Here is a 17,336-nt window from a genome sequence, read left to right as displayed (position 1 = left end):
ATTGATCACCGCTTCCTGTCCCAACTGCGGCGCCGAAGTGCGCTTCCGCTCGCATGCGGCCGTGATGGCCGTGTGCGAGTTCTGGCGCACCGGCGTGCTGAAGGATGCCGGCAGCGTGCGCGACCTCGGCAAGATTTCAGAGGTACTGGAAGACTATTCGCCGATCCAGCTCGGCACGTCCGGCACGTGGGCCAGGCGGCCCTTCACCGTCATCGGGCGCCTGCAGCTGCGCTACGAGGCCGGCTTCTGGAACGAGTGGTACCTGCTGTTCGACGATGGCCAGGCGGGCTGGCTGGGCGACGCCTCCGGCCAGTTCACGATCACGCTCGAACGGCGGCTGGAAGGCCCGCTGCCCGCCTTTGGCGAACTGCGCGCCGGCCAGTACGTGACCGTGGCCGGCGAGCGCTGGATGGCGGCGGACGTGCGCACGGCGCGCTGCACCGGCGGCCAGGGCGAACTGCCGTTCCGCGTGACCGACGGGTGGCAGGCGAAAGTGGCGGACCTGCGCGGCGGCGGCGCTTTCCTCACGCTGGACTATTCCGACGGCGACCGGCCGCTGGCCTACGGCGGCGTGCCGGTGACGCTGGACAGCCTGCGCCCGCAACTGCTGCGCGACGAGCAGGAGATCGCCCGCACGGCGGGACGCTTGCGGGGCAAGGTCCAGGCACTCGATTGCCCGTCGTGCGGCAGCGGCATCAAGTACCTGCCGGGCATGACGGCGAACCTGGTGTGCCCGGCCTGCAGCGCGCAACTCGACGCGGCCAGCCCGAAGATCGAGGTGCTGCGCGCCGGCGAGCGGGTGGAGGCGGAGCCGACCACGCTGCCACTGGGTGCGGAGGGCAAGCTGGGCAGCCAGAAGCTCACCGTGATCGGCGTGATGCGCCGCGAAGATGACGAGGGCACCGGATGGACCGAATACCTGCTCCATGGTCTGGACCGGAGCCGGGCCGGCTTCACCTGGCTGGTGGAAACGGACGATGGCTGGCAGCGTTCCGACGCGATGGACCTGTGGCCCGACTGGCGCGGCGAGTCGGCAATGCTCGACAACGTCTCGTACCGGTGGCTGTATGACTATCCGGCCCGCGTGACGTTCGCCGCCGGCGCATTCAACTGGCGCGTGGAAGTGGGCGACGTGGCGCAGGTCCAGGAATTCCAGTCGGGCCAGGTCACGCTGGCGGCCGAACGCAGCGCCAGCGAGATCACCTGGTCGCGCTCCACCCCCGTGGCGTTCGACCAGCTGAAGGCCTGGTTCCCCGGCGTGTTGAAGGCGACACCGCCGCCGCCACCGCGTGCGCCGGGCAAGCTGGCCAGCGCCACCCGCTACCGCAGCTCGGCCAAGTTCCTGATCATCGCGGCCGGCGTGCTGAACGCGATCCCGCTGATGGCCAATTTCGGCGGCACGATCGCCTTCACGGTGCTGGCCGGGCTCGCGCTGTACCTGCCGGCCATCTTCCTGGATAACAACGACAAGCCATGAAGAAGTTCTGGATCTACGGCATTGCCGTCGTCTTCGTCTCGACGGTACTCAGCTGGACCAACATGGGGCCCAGGACGGGCGGCTTCGCGCGGACCTACGGCGGCGGCTCCACCTGGTCGTCGAACACGGGCGGCGGCGGCTGGGGCGGCGGTGGCGGGGGCCATAAGTGAGTGCTTACAAGGCCGAGGGAACCCATCTGTTGGCGGACTTGTCCGGTATCGCGTCCGACCAGCTGACGAGCTGCGCGCGCATCGAAGCACTGCTGCGCGCAGCGGCACAAGCGGCCGGCGCGCATATCCTGCACAGCCATTTCCACGCCTTCGGCCCCGGGCTCGGCGTGACCGGCGTGGTGCTGCTGGCCGAATCGCACATCTCGATCCACACCTGGCCCGAGGAGGCATTTGCCGCGGTCGACATCTTCATGTGCGGCGCCGCCGCGCCGCAGCGCGCGCTGGACGTGCTGCGCACGGCGCTGGCGCCCGCGCACTGCCGCGTACGCACCGTGCAACGCTGTGCGGTTGACGAAACCATCACGGAATGAGAAACTTGCAGTTCCACTAACGCCTGCAGGAGACAAGCATGAAAGCCACGGACATTGCCTTCCTGTCGGCCGCCTGACAGCGCTGGACTTCGCCTGATTCCCCGGTTCTCATCCCGGTTGTAATCTTCCCGGTGTTCCCGGCGCCCGACGCGCCGACCTTCCCCTTCGACGTTGCCGCCCGAAGCCCATGGCTTTGCGCGCGGCTTGTGCTCGCGCCTGCCGCGAGCTGTGAACTCATGGGAACACCACCATCATGCTGCACATCGACATCGATGTTTTACGCACTATCGGACTGAACAACCTGGCCGCCGGCCACCTGGCGGCACTGGATACCACGCCAACCATGCGCCCGATGCGCATCGCCGCCATCCACGGCGAATGGATGACCGTGCACGACGGCCACGCCGACCGGCAGGCGCGTGCCCTGCCCCGCCTGCTGACGGCACTCGCCGACGAGGAAGACGCGCTCGCGGTGGGCGACTGGGTCGCTGTCGACGACCTGGACGGCGAACAGTGGATCGCCTTGCGGGCCGCCCCGCTGACGCAGGTCGCGCGCCGTGCCAACGATGGCCGCCGCCAGGTATTGGCCAGCAATATCGACACGGCGCTGCTGGTCATGGGCCTGGACCTCGACTTCAACCTGCGCCGGCTGGAGCGGTATATCGCGGTGGTGCAAAGCGCCGGTATCGTGCCCGTGGTGGTGCTGACCAAGGCCGATATCGCCACGGACGTCGACGAGAAAGTGGCGGAGGTCCAGCGCCGGCTGCCGGCCGGGATCGCCGTGCTGGCGATCAACGGCTTGAGCGGCGCGGCTGCCGCGGCCTTGCAACCGTGGCTCGGGGCGGGCCAGACCCTGTGCCTGCTCGGCGCGTCCGGCACCGGAAAATCGACGCTGACCAATACGCTGACTGCGACGTTGCACGATGCGTTGAACAATACGTCGAACAACGCGCCGGCGACCGGCATGCAGGAAACCGGTGGCACGCGCAAGGGCGACGGCCGCGGCAGGCATACCACCACCGCGCGTTCGCTGCACCGCTGCGCGGGCGGCGCCTGCATCGTCGATACGCCGGGCTTGCGCACCTGGCGGCCGGATGCGGACGAGAAGACGCTGGCCGCCACGTTCGACGATATCGCCGCCCTGGCCCAGCACTGCCAGTTCCGCGATTGCCAGCATGAGCTGGAACCGGCTTGCGCGGTGCGCGCGGGCGTCGATCCGGACCGGCTGGCCAACTATCACAAGCTGTTGCGCGATGCCCGGCGGGGCGCGCAGACGCCGCTGGACCGGATCGCCGAGCGCGCGAAATGGAAGGTGATCGTCAAGTCGGTGCAGCGGCGGCAGCGCGAGAAGGGAAGATAGCGCGAGCGATGGCGGCGCGTGCCGGCCTGCCGCCACGGCAAAGCCGGCGTCCGGGAACGCTACTTCTCCTGGAGCGTCGCCTCGATGTTGTTGCCGTCGAAGTCGAGGATGTAAGCGCTGTAGTAATGGCCCGCGCCTACCCGCAATCCGGGCGGGCCGTGGTCTTCGGCACCGTGCTCCATCGCTGCCGCGTAGAACTTGTCCACCGCGGCGCGATCGGCGGCCGCGAAGGCGATATGGATCGGCGCATTGCCGGCCTGGTGGCCGGCACGCCAGTACGTGGGGATTTCCGAGCCCAGCCAGATAAACGGCTGGCCTCCCTCGGCGGCATAGATGGCCCAGTCCATGTCGGTTTCGGTGCGACGGATTCGCAGCGGCGCCAGGCAGGCGTCATACAACGCTGCGCTGCGCGTGAAGTCTGTCACGACAATACCGAGATGATGAAACATGCGCTGCTCCCAAAGTCAGAGAGACCAGCCTATCACTGTTGAATGTGCACCGGCGCGCACGATTGACTCTTGGTAGCCTTCGGCAGCCGTCTCCGGTGAATCCATCCCGGCGCGTTGTGGCGGAAGCAACCGCTCGGTTACACTGTCGGCTGCCTTCATCATCGACACCGACCATGCGCCGACTCGCGCTCTCCACTCTTCCCCTGCTGCTTGCCATGACCGGCTGCGGCGACAGTTACCAGCCAGAACAGCTGTACATGGCCACCAGCCCGGATTGCCGCACGTGGGCCGACGGGTCGACGTTCAACCTGCCGGAAGGCGTCAGCGTTTCCGCCACCAGTCCCGTCACGCTGCGGCAGGGGAGCGCCGAGTTCGGCATCATCTACCTGGTGCCGCGCGCCGGCCGGGTGCAATTCGTCACCCGCGCCTTCAACATCACGCAGCCGAAAGGCGCCACGGTGGCCAAGGCCAAGGTGCTGAGCTATTACCAGCGCGGCACCAACAACCGGGCGGAAATGGTGGAAGTGATCACGGATATTCCCGGCCTGCTGCTGCCGGTGGCCACGGCGGACGTCACGCAGTGGCGCATCCGCCTGGGCGTGGATGGCGGCCTGCCCGACCGTTTCGATTTGGTGCTGTCCGATGTCATCATTGCCGAGAAGCGCTACCCAGTGCGCACCTTTACCTATCGTTGGTTCCCCGAGCGCAAGGCTTACGGGCTGTGCCGCTGAACCTCCTCGCGCCTCTATCTCGGCTGTTGTAAAAATTCGGGGACAGTCCCCATTTTTTTTACAACAGCGGAGTGTTGTAAAAAATCGGGGACTGTCCCCGTGATTCTTTTGCAACAGTACGGGCGTAAAAAAAGCAGCCCGAAGGCTGCTTTTTTTGGGATGCGTCCAGATCAGTGCTTGTTCTGGCGCAGCTTGGCGATGGCTGCCAGCTGGCCGATGGCCGCTGCCAGTTCCGCCTGCGCTTTCGCGTAGTCGATGCCGGTCTGGTTGTTGGCCAGGCTTTCTTCCGCCAGTTTCTTGGCGGCTTGCGCCTTGGCTTCGTCCAGGTCGCCGCCGCGGATCGCGGTGTCGGCCAGGACCGTCACGGCGTTCGGCTGCACTTCCAGCAGGCCGCCGGCGACGAAGACGAACTCTTCTTCCGACTTGCCCTGCACCTGGATGCGCACCGCGCCCGGACGGATACGGGTGATCAGCGGCGTGTGCTTCGGGTAGATACCCAGCTCGCCCTGTTCGCCCGGCAACGCGACGAAGGTGGCTTCGCCGGAGAAGATCAGCTCTTCCGCGGAGACCACATCGACGTGAATAGTGTTAGCCATAGTTGTCCTATCGGATTCAAAGCAGCACCGATAAACCTACTGCGCGTTGCATTTTCGATCTCCGTTGCTCCGCATCGGCGGACCGGCCGTACCAAAGTACGACCTGCTATGGAATCGAAACTGCTACCGCTCGCTACGGTTTCTCGGGCTGCTTATGCGGTATTAACCGAGCTTCTTGGCTTTTTCGATCGCTTCTTCGATCGTGCCGACCATGTAGAACGCCTGCTCAGGCAGGTGATCCAGTTCGCCGGAAGCGATCATCTTGAAGCCCTTGATCGTGTCCTTCAGCGAAACGTACTTGCCCGGTGCGCCGGTGAAGACTTCGGCGACGTGGAACGGCTGCGACAGGAAACGCTGCATCTTACGGGCGCGAGCGACCAGCAGCTTGTCTTCCGGTGCCAGTTCGTCCATGCCCAGAATCGCGATGATGTCACGCAGTTCCTTGTAGCGCTGCAGCGTGCCCTGCACGGCGCGGGCCGTGTCGTAGTGGTCCTGGCCGACGACCAGCGGGTCCAGCTGGCGGGAGGTCGAGTCCAGCGGGTCCACTGCCGGGTAGATACCCAGCGAGGCGATGTCACGCGACAGAACGACGGTGGAATCCAGGTGACCGAAGGTCGTCGCAGGCGACGGGTCGGTCAAGTCATCCGCAGGGACGTAGACGGCCTGGATCGACGTGATCGAACCGGTTTTCGTCGACGTGATGCGTTCCTGCAGGCGGCCCATTTCTTCGGCCAGCGTCGGCTGGTAACCCACGGCGGAAGGCATACGGCCCAGCAGTGCGGACACTTCGGTACCGGCCAGCGTGAAGCGGTAGATGTTGTCGACGAAGAACAGCACGTCCTTGCCCTGGTCACGGAACGATTCCGCGATGGTCAGGCCGGTCAGTGCCACGCGCAGGCGGTTGCCCGGCGGTTCGTTCATCTGGCCGTACACCATGGCCACTTTGGAGTTGCCCAGGTTGTCCAGGTCGACGACCTTGGCATCGGCCATTTCGTGGTAGAAGTCGTTACCTTCGCGGGTACGCTCGCCCACGCCGGCAAACACGGACAGACCCGAGTGCGCCTTGGCGATGTTGTTGATCAGTTCCATCATGTTGACGGTCTTGCCCACGCCGGCGCCGCCGAACAGGCCGACTTTACCGCCCTTGGCGAACGGGCACACCAGGTCGATCACCTTGATGCCGGTTTCCAGCAGGTCTTGCGACGGCGACAGCTCGTCGTAGGCCGGCGGGGTGCGGTGGATCGACGCGATCGACTCTTGCGAGACAGGGCCACGCTCGTCGATCGGGTTGCCCAGCACGTCCATGATGCGGCCCAGCGTTGCCGGCCCGACCGGTACCATGATTGGCTTGCCGGTGTTCTGGATGGTCATGCCGCGACGCAGGCCGTCGGAAGAACCCAGCGCAATGGTACGGACAATGCCGTCGCCCAGCTGCTGTTGAACTTCCAGGGTCAGCTCGGAGCCTGCCATTTTCAGCGCGTCAAAAACCTTAGGCATCGCGTTGCGCGGGAACTCCACGTCCACCACGGCGCCGATACACTGAACGATTTTGCCATCAGCCATTTTCGTTCCTTCAAATATAGTTAAATTCGTTTTTAAACCGCTGCCGCACCGGCCACGATTTCAGAGAGTTCTTTGGTAATGGCTGCCTGGCGGGTCTTGTTGTACACCAGCTTCAGTTCGCCGATCACACTGCCGGCGTTGTCGCTGGCGGCCTTCATCGCCACCATCCGCGCCGACTGCTCGGACGCGAGGTTTTCCGCCACGGACTGGTACACCAGGGCTTCCACGTAACGTTCCAGCAGTTCGTCGATGACGGTCCCTGCATCCGGTTCGTAGATGTAATCCCAGGTGATGCCGCCCTTGTCCGCCGCGCGCTTTTCAGCGGTCAGCGGCAGCAGCTGCTCGACCATCGGTTCCTGCTTCATCGTGTTGATGAACTTGGTGTAGCACAGGTAAACCGCGTCCAGCTTGCCTTCCTGGAACTTCTCCAGCATGACTTTCACGGGACCGATCAGCTTTTCCAGGTGCGGGGTATCGCCGATCTGCGTCGCCTGCGCCACCACGGGCACACCGATGCGGTTCAGGAAACCCAAGCCCTTGTTGCCGATCGCGACCGCTTCAACTTTATTGCCGGCCGCTTCCAGTTCCTTCGTCTTGTTCGTCACCGCGCGCAGCACGTTGGTGTTCATGCCACCGCACAGACCCTTGTCGGTCGTGATGATGATGAAGCCAACGGCTTTTGCCTGCGTGCCCTGGGCATCGGCCAGGAACGGGTGCGTGTACTCGGGATTGGCGCCAGCCAGGTTCGCGGCGATATTACGAATCTTGTCCGCGTAGGGACGGGCGGCGCGCATGCGATCCTGCGCCTTGCGCATTTTCGATGCGGCGACCATTTCCATCGCCTTCGTGATCTTCTTCGTATTCTCTACGCTCTTGATCTTGCCACGTATCTCTTTGCCTACTGCCATGAGTCCTTACTCCTTCTGCGCGAATGGCGGTTCACCTGGGTGAACCGCCGTGCCGCTTAAAATGCGCCGGATTTCTTGAAATCAGCGATGGCCGCAGACAGCGTTGCTTCGCTATCCTTGTCCAGTTGCTTGGTTTCTTCGATCTTCGACAGCAGGGCAGCTTGCTTCGACTTCAGGTACGAATGCAGGCCCGCTTCGAACGGCAGCACTTGCTTGACGCTGATATCGTCCAGGAAGCCCTTGTTCACGGCGAACAGCGACGCGGCCATCAGCGAGGTCGACAGCGGCGAGTATTGCTGCTGCTTCAGCAGTTCCGTCACGCGGGCACCGCGGTCCAGCTGCTTGCGGGTCGATTCGTCCAGGTCGGAAGCGAACTGCGCGAACGCAGCCAGTTCACGGTACTGCGCCAGGTCGGTACGGATACCGCCGGACAGGCCCTTGATGACTTTCGTCTGCGCGGCACCACCAACGCGGGACACCGAGATACCGGCGTTGATCGCAGGACGGACGCCGGCGTTGAACAGCGAGGTTTCCAGGAAGATCTGGCCGTCGGTGATCGAGATCACGTTGGTCGGCACGAACGCGGACACGTCGCCAGCTTGCGTTTCGATGATCGGCAGTGCGGTCAGCGAACCGGTCTTGCCGGTCACGGCGCCGTTGGTGAAGGCGGACACGTAGTCGGCGTTCACGCGGGCTGCGCGTTCCAGCAGGCGGCTGTGCAGGTAGAACACGTCGCCCGGGTACGCTTCGCGGCCCGGCGGACGGCGCAGCAGCAGCGAAATCTGGCGGTATGCAACGGCTTGCTTCGACAGATCGTCGTACACGATCAGCGCGTCTTCGCCGCGGTCGCGGAAGTATTCGCCCATCGTGCAGCCCGAGTAGGCCGAGATGTACTGCATGGCGGCCGATTCGGACGCCGTAGCGGCGACGACGATCGTGTATTCCATCGCGCCGTGCTGTTCCAGCGAGCGGACGATGTTCTTGATCGTGGAAGCCTTCTGGCCGATGGCGACGTAGATACACGTCATGCCCTGGCCCTTCTGGTTGATGATCGCGTCGACTGCGACAGCCGATTTACCGGTCTGGCGGTCGCCGATGATCAGCTCGCGCTGGCCACGGCCGATCGGCACCATCGCGTCGATCGACTTCAGGCCGGTCTGCATTGGCTGCGACACGGATTCACGGGCGATCACGCCCGGCGCGATCTTTTCGATCGGCGAGGTCAGCTTGGCATCGACCGGACCTTTGCCGTCGATCGGCTGGCCCAGTGCGTTGACCACGCGGCCGCGCAGTTCCGGACCGACCGGCACTTCCAGGATGCGGCCGGTGGTTTTCACCGTGTCGCCTTCGGAGATGTGCTCGTAGGCACCCAGGATCACGGCGCCGACGGAGTCGCGCTCCAGGTTCATGGCCAGGCCAAAGGTGTTGCCCGGGAATTCGAGCATCTCGCCTTGCATCACTTCGGACAGACCGTGGATGCGGCAGATACCGTCGGCAACCGAGATGACGGTGCCTTGATTGCGCACTTCAGCGCCACTGTCAATGCCTTGGATCCGGCTCTTGATCAGCTCGCTGATTTCAGATGGGTTGAGTTGCATGGTAACTCCTAATTGTGTTCTCTCAGCTTGCGCGAGGGTATAAGGGTCTGCCGCGGCGGACGCGATCCTGCCCGATTACGACGTCAGCGCGACGCGCATCTGTTCGAGCCGGGCGCGGACCGAAGTGTCCAGCACTTCGTCACCGACCACCACGCGCACGCCACCGATCAGCGATGGATCGACCGTGACTTGCGGGTTCAGCTTGCGGCCGAATTTCTTTTCCAGCGTGGCGACCAGGGTGGCGGTTTGCGCGCCATCCAGATCGAATGCGCTCGTGATTTCGGCATCCGCCGCACCTTCCACGCCATTCTTCAGGTCATGGAATTGGGCGCCGATTTCCGGCAGCAATGCGATGCGGCCGTTTTCGATCAGCGTCGAGAGAAAATTGTTCGCTTCCGCGGTCAGCGGCGACTTCAGCAGGGAGGTGATGGTGGCCAGCAATTCGCTGTCCGTCACCTTCGGGTTGCGGGCATATGCCAGCACCTCTTCGTGCGAACCGATCTGGGCCAGTTCGGACACCAGATCGGACCACTGCGCGAGGTTGCCAGCCTGGGCTACGCGGAAGAGGGCTTCCGCGTAAGGACGAGCGACGGTTGCGAGTTCAGCCATGATTACAGCTCGGTCGCAAGGCGGTTCAGCAGGTCGGCGTGGGCCGACGCGTTGACTTCGCGCTTCAGGATTTGCTCGGCGCCCTTGACTGCCAGGTCGGCAACCTGGGCACGCAGTTGCTCGCGTGCCTGGGTGACCTGCTGGTCGGCTTCGGCCTTGGCGGTCGCGATGATGCGGTCCGCTTCAGCCTTGGCGTTGGCCTTGATTTCTTCAGCGATCAGCTGAGCGCGCTTTTCAGCGTCCGCGACGCGCGACGCAGCTTCGTCACGCGCGGAGGTCAGGGCTTCCGTGGCGCGCTTTTCAGCTGCCGCCATCGAAGCCTGGCCCTGCTCGGCAGCAGCCAGACCGTCCGCGATACGCTTGGCACGCTCATCCAGCGCAGCATTCAGCGCCGGGAATACGAATTTCATCGAGAACCAAACGAGCACCGCGAAGGTGATCATCTGACCGATGAGAGACATATTGATGTTCATACCTTGCTCCTAAAAAGTTTCCCCTGGTTGGAGCGGTAAATTACTGGCCTGCGATAGCGGCGGTCAGCGGGGTCAGGAACGGGTTAGCGAACGTGAACAGCAGAGCAACACCAACGCCGATCATCGAGATCGCGTCCAGCAGACCAGCGATAACGAACAGCTTGGTTTGCAGTTGCGGCATCAGTTCAGGCTGACGTGCCGAAGCTTCCAGGAACTTGCCACCCAGGATAGCGAAGCCCAGAGCGGTACCGATTGCGGCCAGGCCGATGATGATAGCCACGGACAGAACGGTCATGCTTTGTACTTGTGCGATCAGAGCTTGCATTTAGATTTCTCCTAAGATTTAAAAAAAACGACAGATACCAGATTTAAAAAACTCTTTTTACTACATACCGCCCGGCATCCCGCCAGGCCGTCTCCGGCCCGGCGAGGTGCCTAATTAGTGCTTCTCTACCGCGAGGGCGAGGTACACAACCGTCAGGGCCATGAAGACGAAGGCCTGCAGCGTCACAATCAGGATGTGGAAGATTGCCCATGGACCACCCAGTGCCCACTGTGCCCACCATGGCAGCAGCGCGATCAGGATGAAAATCAGTTCGCCGGCATACATGTTGCCGAACAGTCGCAGCGACAGCGAGATTGGCTTGGCCAGCAATTCAACCATCTGCAGCAGGAAATTGGCAGGGGCCAGCAGGATCATGCCGACCGGGCCACTGGCGTGGAACGGGGCCGTGAACAGTTCCTTGACCCAGCCGCCAGCGCCCTTCGCCTTGATAGAGAAGCCGATAATGCAGATCAGAACACCGATCGACATGCCCAGCGTGTGGTTCACGTCGGCGGTCGGCACGACGCGCAGGTAATTCACGCCAACCATCGACAGCAGCATTGGCAGCAGGTCCACCGGCAGGAAGTCCATCGCGTTCAGCAGCCAGACCCAGACGAAGATCGTGATCGCCAGCGGGGCGATGACCTTGCTCTTTGCATGGAAGGCGCCGTTGACGGTGTCGTTGACGATTTCCATCACGAATTCGACGAAATTCTGCAGCTTGCCAGGCACGCCGGCCGTGGCGCGCTTGGCGGCCAGCCAGAACACGAACAGGAACAGGGCGCCCAGGATCGCGGAGATCCAGAACGTGTCCAGGTTGTACGTGCCGTCGGTATTCTGAAGGTGAGTCAGGTGGTGCTGGATGTACTCGGTGGCGTTTGCCGGGCCTGCGTGGCCCCCCGCGTGTTCAGTCGTCATAGTAAAGTTGGTATTGAATTTAGAAACTTTGTCCGCATCCTTCGAATCTCGAAGGGCATCAAACGGCATTTAAACTGCGAGCAATGAGAACCAATAAGCCAGGGTCGTCACCGCGAAACCTAAAATCAGCCAAACCGACGCGGCCGATGGAAACAGCACCAGTACCGCAATGAACAGCACTGCTGTAATGAATAATTTCACCATCTCCGCGCGAAAATGACGCCGGAAGATGGCTTTCGGGTCGCCGTTGGCCCGCGTGACGATCAGCGCGTAGACCAGGCTGCCCAGCACCGCGATCGCCCCGCCCATGGCGGCGGGCCAGCCTTTTCCCACCCCGGCGAAGAGCGCGACGAGGGCTGAGAAAAGGACGGCGATGGTTAATTGCAGGGCAACGATGCGAAAGACCGGCCGGGCGATACTTGCTGCAGAATCACTCACTTGCCAACCTTCTTAACGTAGCTTTAAGACCCAAAGACACGGGATTATAGGACTGTTACGTGAGTTGCGTCAAACGTGATGCACCTCACGGGAGCAAATCAGGCAACATTGTGACTAATCCGTCAAGCCCCTGCACCGATGTGGTGCAGGCAACATGGGCATGGCAGACTTAGCCGGGCCTTAAGCCCTGTACCTCGCCTGTTCGCCCTTCTTTGGCCAGTTCTTCCCGGTGTCATGCCGTATCTTTTGCGCAACGCTAATGCCTGCCGCGCAACCGCCATCTTCCTTCACAACGCCATATCGGGGCGCTGCCATCGCGAACAATGACAATACGTTATTCACGTCGCCGATTTTTTAGAGGTGTTTTTCGAAAACGCGAAGATGCTATCGGCAGCATTATCACCAGCGTGCTTTGTTAATAGGAAATGCACTGTCGTTTCGTGAATAACTCAGCCATTTGCAATTGCCGAATAACCGTCATCGATTATGTGAATAACTTTCGGTGCTGAATCCCGGGCGGGAAAGAGAGGGAAAATTGCCGGCACCTGGATGCCGGCCGGCGAGCTTGGGGCGTACGGCATCGCGTGGGACATGGCTGTGCCGTCCGGAATGCTGTGTCCGCATCCCGTCCGTCCGGGCGGCTTATTCGCTCGCCGGCTCGCGCAGTTTGGCCAGCACGCCTTCCAGGATCTCCAGGTCGGCGAAGTCGATGATCATCTGGCCCTTGCCCTTCGCGCCGATGCGGAACGTGACGGGCGTGGCGAAGCGGTCGGACAGTTCTTCTTCCAGGCGCCGGATGTCGCCCGACTTTTCCCGCACCCTGGCTTCGGGTGGCGCGTCCAGCTCTTCCTGCGTGCGGGTGACCAGTTTTTCCGTTTCCCGCACCGACAGGCGTTTCGCGATCACGAGGTTGGCCAGCGTGATCTGCGTGGCGGCATCGACCGCCAGCAGGGCGCGGGCGTGACCCATGTCGATGTCGCCGGCCATCAGCATCGTTTGCACCGGCGCCGCCAGGTTCAGCAGGCGCAGCAGGTTCGATACGGCGGAGCGCGAACGCCCGACAGCGGTGGCCGCCTGTTCATGCGTGAAGGCGAAGTCGGTGATCAGGCGGTGGATGCCCTGCGCTTCCTCCAGCGGGTTCAGGTCTTCGCGCTGGATGTTCTCGATCAGCGCCATGGCCGCGGCGGACGTATCGTCCACTTCGCGCACCAGCACGGGCACGGTGTCGAGGCCGGCGATCAGCGCGGCGCGGAAACGGCGCTCGCCGGCGATGATTTCATATCGGATGTCGCCTTGCGCGTCACCGAGCGGCCGCACGAGGATCGGCTGCATGATGCCCTGCGCCTTGATCGACGCAGCCAGTTCGTTCAGGCTGCCTTCGTCCATCCGCGTGCGCGGCTGGTACTTGCCCGGTTGCAGTTGGCCGAGGGGCAGTTCGGAGGGATTGCCCGGCTCGGCGGGAGCGGGAGAGTCGTCAGCGCCGCCCAGCAGCGCATCGAGGCCGCGACCCAGGCCTTTGAGTTTTTTGGTTGCCATTTGTTTTCCAACGCTTACCCCAACAGCAGAGGCCGGGGTCAGACCCGCCAGGTCTGACCCCAGTTTCTGCACGTGGGTTTTTGTTAAGGGTACCGACCTGATTACATCGTCTTGATGCGCGCCACCATCTCGGCGCCGAAGGCGATATACGCCTGGGCCCCCTTGGAAGACGGATCGAATGACACCCCTGGCATGCCATACGACGGCGCTTCGGCCAGCCGCACGTTGCGGGGAATGATCGTCTTGAAGACCTTGTCGCCGAAATGCTGCTCGAGCTGGGCCGAGACCTGCTGCGACAGCGTCATGCGCGGGTCGAACATCACGCGCAGCAGGCCGATGATCTTCAGGTCCTGGTTCAGGTTGGCGTGCACTTTCTTGATGGTGTTGACCAGGTCGGACAAGCCTTCCAGCGCGTAGTACTCGCACTGCATGGGAATGATCACGCCGTGTGCTGCGCACAAGCCGTTCAGCGTGAGCATCGACAGCGCCGGCGGGCAATCGATCAGGATGAAGTCGTAATCCTGGTCGACCAGCGCCAGCGCGTCCTTCAGGCGCTTTTCGCGGTTATCCAGCTCCACCATCTCCACTTCGGCACCGGCCAGTTCCCGATTGGCCGGCAGCACGTCGAAGCGGCCGGATTCGGAACGCTGGCGTGCGCTGGCGACATCGGCACTGCCCAGCATGACTTCATAGGTGGATGCGGCCAGGCCGGCCTTGTTGATACCCGCCCCCATCGTCGCATTGCCTTGCGGGTCCAGGTCGACCAGCAATACGCGCTGGTTCAATTTGGCAAGGCCGGCGGAGAGGTTCACCGTCGTGGTCGTCTTGCCCACTCCGCCCTTCTGGTTCGCTACGCAGAATATCTTTGCCATCGGTTTTTTTCTTGTTCGCTTCAGTTCTGGTTTTGATATGGTTTATATCGTTTATATTATTTATACGATTTATACCGTTTATACTATTTATATAATTTATACCGTATAAACTGTTTATATCGTTTATACGATTTATACAGTTTCTCCGCGTTCGACGAAAACCAGGTGCCGTTCCGCATCCAGTCCCGGCACCCGCAGGGCCTGCAAATCGCCCACTTTCCAGTCGCCCGGCAGCCGCTCGCGCTCGTCCTGCGGTGCGGTGCCTTTCAATGCGATGAACTTGCCACGTTCGGCCAGCAGGTGACGCGACCACTCGACGAAGTCGGACAGGTCCGCGAAGGCGCGCGACGTGATCACGTCGAACGGTTCCTTGACCGCCAGCTCCTGCACCTTCTTCGTGTATACGGTCACGTTCGAAAGGCCCAATTCCACCTTCACCTGCGTCAAAAACGCGGTTTTCTTGTGCACCGTATCGATCATCGACACTTTCATGTCCGGCCGTGCGACGGCCAATACGATGCCGGGCAGCCCGCCCCCTGCTCCCACGTCGAGCACGTTCCTGGCCCCGGCAAAGGCCGGGACGGCGGCCAGCGAGTCGAGCAGGTGCAGCGTCATCATCTGCATCGGGTCCCGCACGGACGTCAGGTTGTAGACGTGGTTCCATTTGTTCAGCAGGGCCAGGTAGTCGAGCAACTGCTCCTGCTGTACGGACGAGAGGTTCAGGCCCAGCTCGGCAACGCCCTGTGCCAGCACCTGTCCCAGCGCGGTGCGATCGAATCCGGCCATCAGGCGGCCTCGTCTTTGAGTGTGACAAAGCCGCCGAAGCCGGCCTTCTTCAGGTGCACCAGCAGCAGCGAAATCGCCGCCGGGGTCACGCCGGAAATGCGCGATGCCTGGCCCAGCGTTTCAGGGCGATGCTTGTTCAACTTTTGCCGCACTTCCACCGACAGCGCGGCAATGTCCAGGTAGTTGAACCCTTCGGGCAGCTTCAGGTTTTCGTAATGCTCGTGCCGTTCCACTTCCTTCAGCTGGCGTTCGATATAACCGGAATACTTCAGCTGGATTTCCACCTGTTCCTGGACGGCCGCGTCCGTCACGCCCGGACCGCCGAGATTGCGGCCGTCCGCGCCCGTCAGCGTCACCAGTGTGTCGTAGTCGACGTTCGGGCGACGCAGCAAGTCCGCCAGCGAGTACTCGCGTTCGATAGCCTGGCCAATCACCCGTTCCGACTCCGCCGCCTCGAGGATGCGGGGATTGACCCACGTCGCTTTCAGGCGTTCGAGTTCCGCAGCGACCGCATCGCGCTTGCGCTCGAAGGCTTCCCACTGCGCATCGCCCACCACGCCCAGCTTGCGGCCGATTTCCGTCAGGCGCATGTCGGCATTGTCTTCGCGCAGCGACAGGCGGTACTCGGCGCGGCTGGTAAACATGCGATACGGCTCCTGCACGCCTTGCGTGACCAGGTCGTCCACCAGCACGCCGAGGTAGGCTTCCGAACGCGCCGGCGTCCAGGCTTCCTTGCCCTGGGTTTGCAGCGCGGCGTTCAGGCCGGCCAGCAAGCCCTGCGCGGCGGCTTCCTCGTAGCCGGTGGTGCCGTTGATCTGTCCGGCAAAGTACAGGCCGGCGATGGCCTTGGTTTCCAGCGATGCCTTCAAGCCGCGCGGGTCGAAGTAGTCATATTCGATCGCATAGCCGGGGCGCAGGATGTGCGCATTCTCCAGGCCCTTCATCGACCGCACCAGGGCGATCTGCACATCGAATGGCAGGCTGGTGGAAATGCCGTTCGGGTAGAACTCGTGCGTCGTCAAGCCTTCCGGTTCCAGGAAGATCTGGTGCGATTCCTTGGCCGAGAAGCGGTGGATCTTGTCTTCGATCGACGGGCAATAGCGCGGACCGACGCCCTCGATGACGCCGGTGTACATCGGGCTACGGTCCAGGCCGCCACGGATAATGTCGTGGGTTTGCTGGTTCGTGTGCGTGACCCAGCACGGCAGCTGCTTCGGATGCATGGCCGTGTTGCCCATGAACGAGAATACCGGCACCGGATCGAGGTCGCCCGGTTGCTCCGTCATCTGGGAAAAGTCGATGCTGCGGCCATCGATGCGCGGCGGCGTACCCGTTTTCAGGCGGCCTTGCGGCAGCTTCAATTCTTTCAAGCGCGCGGACAGCGACAGCGCTGGCGGATCGCCGGCACGGCCGGCCGAGTAATTTTGCAAGCCGACGTGGATCTTCCCGTCGAGGAAAGTCCCGGCGGTCAGGACGACGGCACGCGACTTGAACTTCAAGCCGATCTGCGTAACGGCGCCCACGACACGGTCGCCCTCCACCATCAAGTCGTCCACGGCCTGCTGGAACAGCCACAGGTTCGGCTGGTTTTCCAGGCGCGAGCGGATGGCCGCCTTGTACAGGATGCGGTCGGCCTGGGCCCGCGTGGCACGCACGGCCGGGCCTTTCGACGAGTTCAGGATGCGGAACTGGATACCGGCTTCGTCCGTGGCGATCGCCATCGCGCCACCCAGTGCATCCACCTCCTTGACGAGGTGGCCTTTGCCGATACCGCCAATCGACGGATTGCACGACATCTGGCCAAGCGTTTCGATATTGTGGGTCAACAGCAGGGTCTTCTGACCCATGCGGGCCGACGCCAGTGCAGCTTCGGTGCCGGCATGGCCGCCGCCAACGACGATGACGTCGAATTCAGTAGGAAATAACATGGTGGAAAGAGAAGCAGAGGGATGAACCCAGATTATAGAGTTTTTTGCGGACTGCGAATTTTTTAGGCAGAAATATTCCAGGAATGTTTCACGTGGAACGTCGTTTTGTTGAGTTGTCTTGTGGGGAAATTGCTGATGAACTCCCAGGTTGAGGCACTGTTCCACGTGAAACAAAAGCCCGGAAAAGCCGGGGCAGTGCGCTCAGTTAGTGTGTTTCACGTGGAACAA

Annotated in this window: 19 protein-coding genes; 5 read left to right on the top strand and 14 right to left on the bottom strand. The window is 62.5% G+C overall.

The window, feature by feature from the left end; translation table 11 throughout:
• The first annotated feature begins 1 nt into the window (after position 1).
• The 4 genes from OU994_RS02035 (at position 2) to rsgA (ending at position 3,378) form a co-directional block, all read left to right on the top strand.
• A complete protein-coding gene (locus tag OU994_RS02035) occupies positions 2-1,477 on the top strand; it encodes a DUF4178 domain-containing protein (RefSeq protein ID WP_281609423.1) in 1,476 nt (491 codons plus the stop codon).
• Positions 1,474-1,647 carry a hypothetical protein gene (locus tag OU994_RS02030; protein ID WP_165497810.1) on the top strand — a complete coding sequence of 58 codons (174 nt, stop codon included), beginning with the start codon at positions 1,474-1,476 and terminating at the stop codon, positions 1,645-1,647. Before OU994_RS02035 ends, OU994_RS02030 begins: the two co-directional genes overlap by 4 nt.
• Positions 1,644-2,018, top strand: a complete 375-nt coding sequence (speD, locus tag OU994_RS02025; RefSeq protein WP_281609422.1) for an adenosylmethionine decarboxylase — start codon at positions 1,644-1,646, stop codon at positions 2,016-2,018. The genes OU994_RS02030 and speD overlap by 4 nt, the downstream gene beginning before the upstream one ends.
• A 253-nt stretch (positions 2,019-2,271) precedes the next feature.
• Complete coding sequence (gene rsgA, locus OU994_RS02020) at positions 2,272-3,378, top strand: ribosome small subunit-dependent GTPase A (protein WP_281609421.1); 1,107 nt, start codon at positions 2,272-2,274, stop codon at positions 3,376-3,378.
• A 59-nt stretch (positions 3,379-3,437) separates the two neighbouring features.
• Here the strand turns inward: rsgA and OU994_RS02015 are convergent, their stop codons facing one another.
• Complete coding sequence (locus tag OU994_RS02015) at positions 3,438-3,827, bottom strand: VOC family protein (protein WP_281609420.1); 390 nt, start codon at positions 3,825-3,827, stop codon at positions 3,438-3,440.
• Positions 3,828-4,000: 173 nt separating this feature from the next.
• On the opposite strand from OU994_RS02015, the gene OU994_RS02010 reads away from it, so the two are divergent.
• Positions 4,001-4,558, top strand: a complete 558-nt coding sequence (locus OU994_RS02010) for a hypothetical protein (protein ID WP_281609419.1) — start codon at positions 4,001-4,003, stop codon at positions 4,556-4,558.
• Positions 4,559-4,728: 170 nt separating this feature from the next.
• On the opposite strand, the gene OU994_RS02005 is transcribed toward OU994_RS02010, so the two are convergent.
• The 13 genes from OU994_RS02005 to mnmG form a co-directional block, all read right to left on the bottom strand.
• A complete protein-coding gene (locus OU994_RS02005) occupies positions 4,729-5,154 on the bottom strand; it encodes a F0F1 ATP synthase subunit epsilon (RefSeq protein ID WP_131148399.1) in 426 nt (141 codons plus the stop codon).
• Positions 5,155-5,316: 162 nt separating this feature from the next.
• Positions 5,317-6,717, bottom strand: coding sequence for a F0F1 ATP synthase subunit beta (gene atpD, locus OU994_RS02000; protein ID WP_281609418.1), 1,401 nt, complete (start codon positions 6,715-6,717; stop codon positions 5,317-5,319).
• A 32-nt stretch (positions 6,718-6,749) separates the two neighbouring features.
• A complete protein-coding gene (gene atpG, locus OU994_RS01995; protein ID WP_131148401.1) occupies positions 6,750-7,625 on the bottom strand; it encodes a F0F1 ATP synthase subunit gamma in 876 nt (291 codons plus the stop codon).
• Positions 7,626-7,681: 56 nt separating this feature from the next.
• Positions 7,682-9,223: a F0F1 ATP synthase subunit alpha gene (atpA, locus tag OU994_RS01990; protein ID WP_131148402.1), complete on the bottom strand. Its 1,542-nt coding sequence runs from the start codon at positions 9,221-9,223 to the stop codon at positions 7,682-7,684.
• Positions 9,224-9,298: 75 nt separating this feature from the next.
• Entirely contained in the window at positions 9,299-9,832 is a 534-nt protein-coding gene (locus OU994_RS01985) for a F0F1 ATP synthase subunit delta (protein WP_131148403.1), read from the bottom strand.
• A gap of 2 nt (positions 9,833-9,834) precedes the next feature.
• Positions 9,835-10,305, bottom strand: a complete 471-nt coding sequence (locus OU994_RS01980) for a F0F1 ATP synthase subunit B (RefSeq protein ID WP_131148404.1) — start codon at positions 10,303-10,305, stop codon at positions 9,835-9,837.
• A gap of 40 nt (positions 10,306-10,345) precedes the next feature.
• The gene (gene atpE, locus OU994_RS01975) at positions 10,346-10,630 is read right to left on the bottom strand and encodes a F0F1 ATP synthase subunit C (RefSeq protein ID WP_130186860.1); all 285 of its coding nucleotides are present in this window, start codon (positions 10,628-10,630) and stop codon (positions 10,346-10,348) included.
• Between the two features lie 114 nt (positions 10,631-10,744).
• Positions 10,745-11,548, bottom strand: a complete 804-nt coding sequence (gene atpB, locus OU994_RS01970; RefSeq protein WP_131148405.1) for a F0F1 ATP synthase subunit A — start codon at positions 11,546-11,548, stop codon at positions 10,745-10,747.
• Positions 11,549-11,617: 69 nt separating this feature from the next.
• Positions 11,618-11,986, bottom strand: coding sequence for an ATP synthase subunit I (locus tag OU994_RS01965; protein WP_281609417.1), 369 nt, complete (start codon positions 11,984-11,986; stop codon positions 11,618-11,620).
• Positions 11,987-12,628: 642 nt separating this feature from the next.
• Positions 12,629-13,522, bottom strand: a complete 894-nt coding sequence (locus OU994_RS01960) for a ParB/RepB/Spo0J family partition protein (protein WP_281609416.1) — start codon at positions 13,520-13,522, stop codon at positions 12,629-12,631.
• A gap of 101 nt (positions 13,523-13,623) precedes the next feature.
• Positions 13,624-14,394, bottom strand: a complete 771-nt coding sequence (locus tag OU994_RS01955) for a ParA family protein (RefSeq protein ID WP_131148408.1) — start codon at positions 14,392-14,394, stop codon at positions 13,624-13,626.
• 132 nt (positions 14,395-14,526) lie between these two features.
• The gene (gene rsmG, locus OU994_RS01950; RefSeq protein ID WP_281609415.1) at positions 14,527-15,180 is read right to left on the bottom strand and encodes a 16S rRNA (guanine(527)-N(7))-methyltransferase RsmG; all 654 of its coding nucleotides are present in this window, start codon (positions 15,178-15,180) and stop codon (positions 14,527-14,529) included.
• On the bottom strand, positions 15,180-17,108 hold the full coding sequence (gene mnmG, locus OU994_RS01945; protein WP_131148410.1) for a tRNA uridine-5-carboxymethylaminomethyl(34) synthesis enzyme MnmG: 1,929 nt from the start codon (positions 17,106-17,108) through the stop codon (positions 15,180-15,182). Before mnmG ends, rsmG begins: the two co-directional genes overlap by 1 nt.
• Between the last annotated feature and the right edge of the window lie 228 nt (positions 17,109-17,336).

Origin of the sequence: Pseudoduganella sp. SL102 (genome assembly GCF_027856995.1) — a bacterium.
Lineage (GTDB): Bacteria > Pseudomonadota > Gammaproteobacteria > Burkholderiales > Burkholderiaceae_D > Rugamonas > Rugamonas albidiflava.
The sequence above is the reverse complement of the archived record's forward strand: the minus strand, read 5'-3'. Positions and strand labels throughout refer to the sequence as shown.

What these genes read in the sequence shown, in the direction of transcription:
- OU994_RS02005 (WP_131148399.1), bottom strand. Translation starts at nt 5,154, where the DNA reads ATGGCTAACACTATTCACGTCGATGTGGTCTCCGCGGAAGAGCTGATC.
- OU994_RS01955 (WP_131148408.1), bottom strand. Translation starts at nt 14,394, where the DNA reads ATGGCAAAGATATTCTGCGTAGCGAACCAGAAGGGCGGAGTGGGCAAG.
- OU994_RS01980 (WP_131148404.1), bottom strand. Translation starts at nt 10,305, where the DNA reads ATGAACATCAATATGTCTCTCATCGGTCAGATGATCACCTTCGCGGTG.
- OU994_RS01985 (WP_131148403.1), bottom strand. Translation starts at nt 9,832, where the DNA reads ATGGCTGAACTCGCAACCGTCGCTCGTCCTTACGCGGAAGCCCTCTTC.
- OU994_RS02015 (WP_281609420.1), bottom strand. Translation starts at nt 3,827, where the DNA reads ATGTTTCATCATCTCGGTATTGTCGTGACAGACTTCACGCGCAGCGCA.
- mnmG (WP_131148410.1), bottom strand. Translation starts at nt 17,108, where the DNA reads ATGTTATTTCCTACTGAATTCGACGTCATCGTCGTTGGCGGCGGCCAT.
- OU994_RS02010 (WP_281609419.1), top strand. Translation starts at nt 4,001, where the DNA reads ATGCGCCGACTCGCGCTCTCCACTCTTCCCCTGCTGCTTGCCATGACC.
- atpA (WP_131148402.1), bottom strand. Translation starts at nt 9,223, where the DNA reads ATGCAACTCAACCCATCTGAAATCAGCGAGCTGATCAAGAGCCGGATC.
- atpE (WP_130186860.1), bottom strand. Translation starts at nt 10,630, where the DNA reads ATGCAAGCTCTGATCGCACAAGTACAAAGCATGACCGTTCTGTCCGTG.
- OU994_RS01960 (WP_281609416.1), bottom strand. Translation starts at nt 13,522, where the DNA reads ATGGCAACCAAAAAACTCAAAGGCCTGGGTCGCGGCCTCGATGCGCTG.
- atpG (WP_131148401.1), bottom strand. Translation starts at nt 7,625, where the DNA reads ATGGCAGTAGGCAAAGAGATACGTGGCAAGATCAAGAGCGTAGAGAAT.
- atpB (WP_131148405.1), bottom strand. Translation starts at nt 11,548, where the DNA reads ATGACGACTGAACACGCGGGGGGCCACGCAGGCCCGGCAAACGCCACC.
- rsgA (WP_281609421.1), top strand. Translation starts at nt 2,272, where the DNA reads ATGCTGCACATCGACATCGATGTTTTACGCACTATCGGACTGAACAAC.
- OU994_RS02030 (WP_165497810.1), top strand. Translation starts at nt 1,474, where the DNA reads ATGAAGAAGTTCTGGATCTACGGCATTGCCGTCGTCTTCGTCTCGACG.
- atpD (WP_281609418.1), bottom strand. Translation starts at nt 6,717, where the DNA reads ATGGCTGATGGCAAAATCGTTCAGTGTATCGGCGCCGTGGTGGACGTG.
- rsmG (WP_281609415.1), bottom strand. Translation starts at nt 15,180, where the DNA reads ATGGCCGGATTCGATCGCACCGCGCTGGGACAGGTGCTGGCACAGGGC.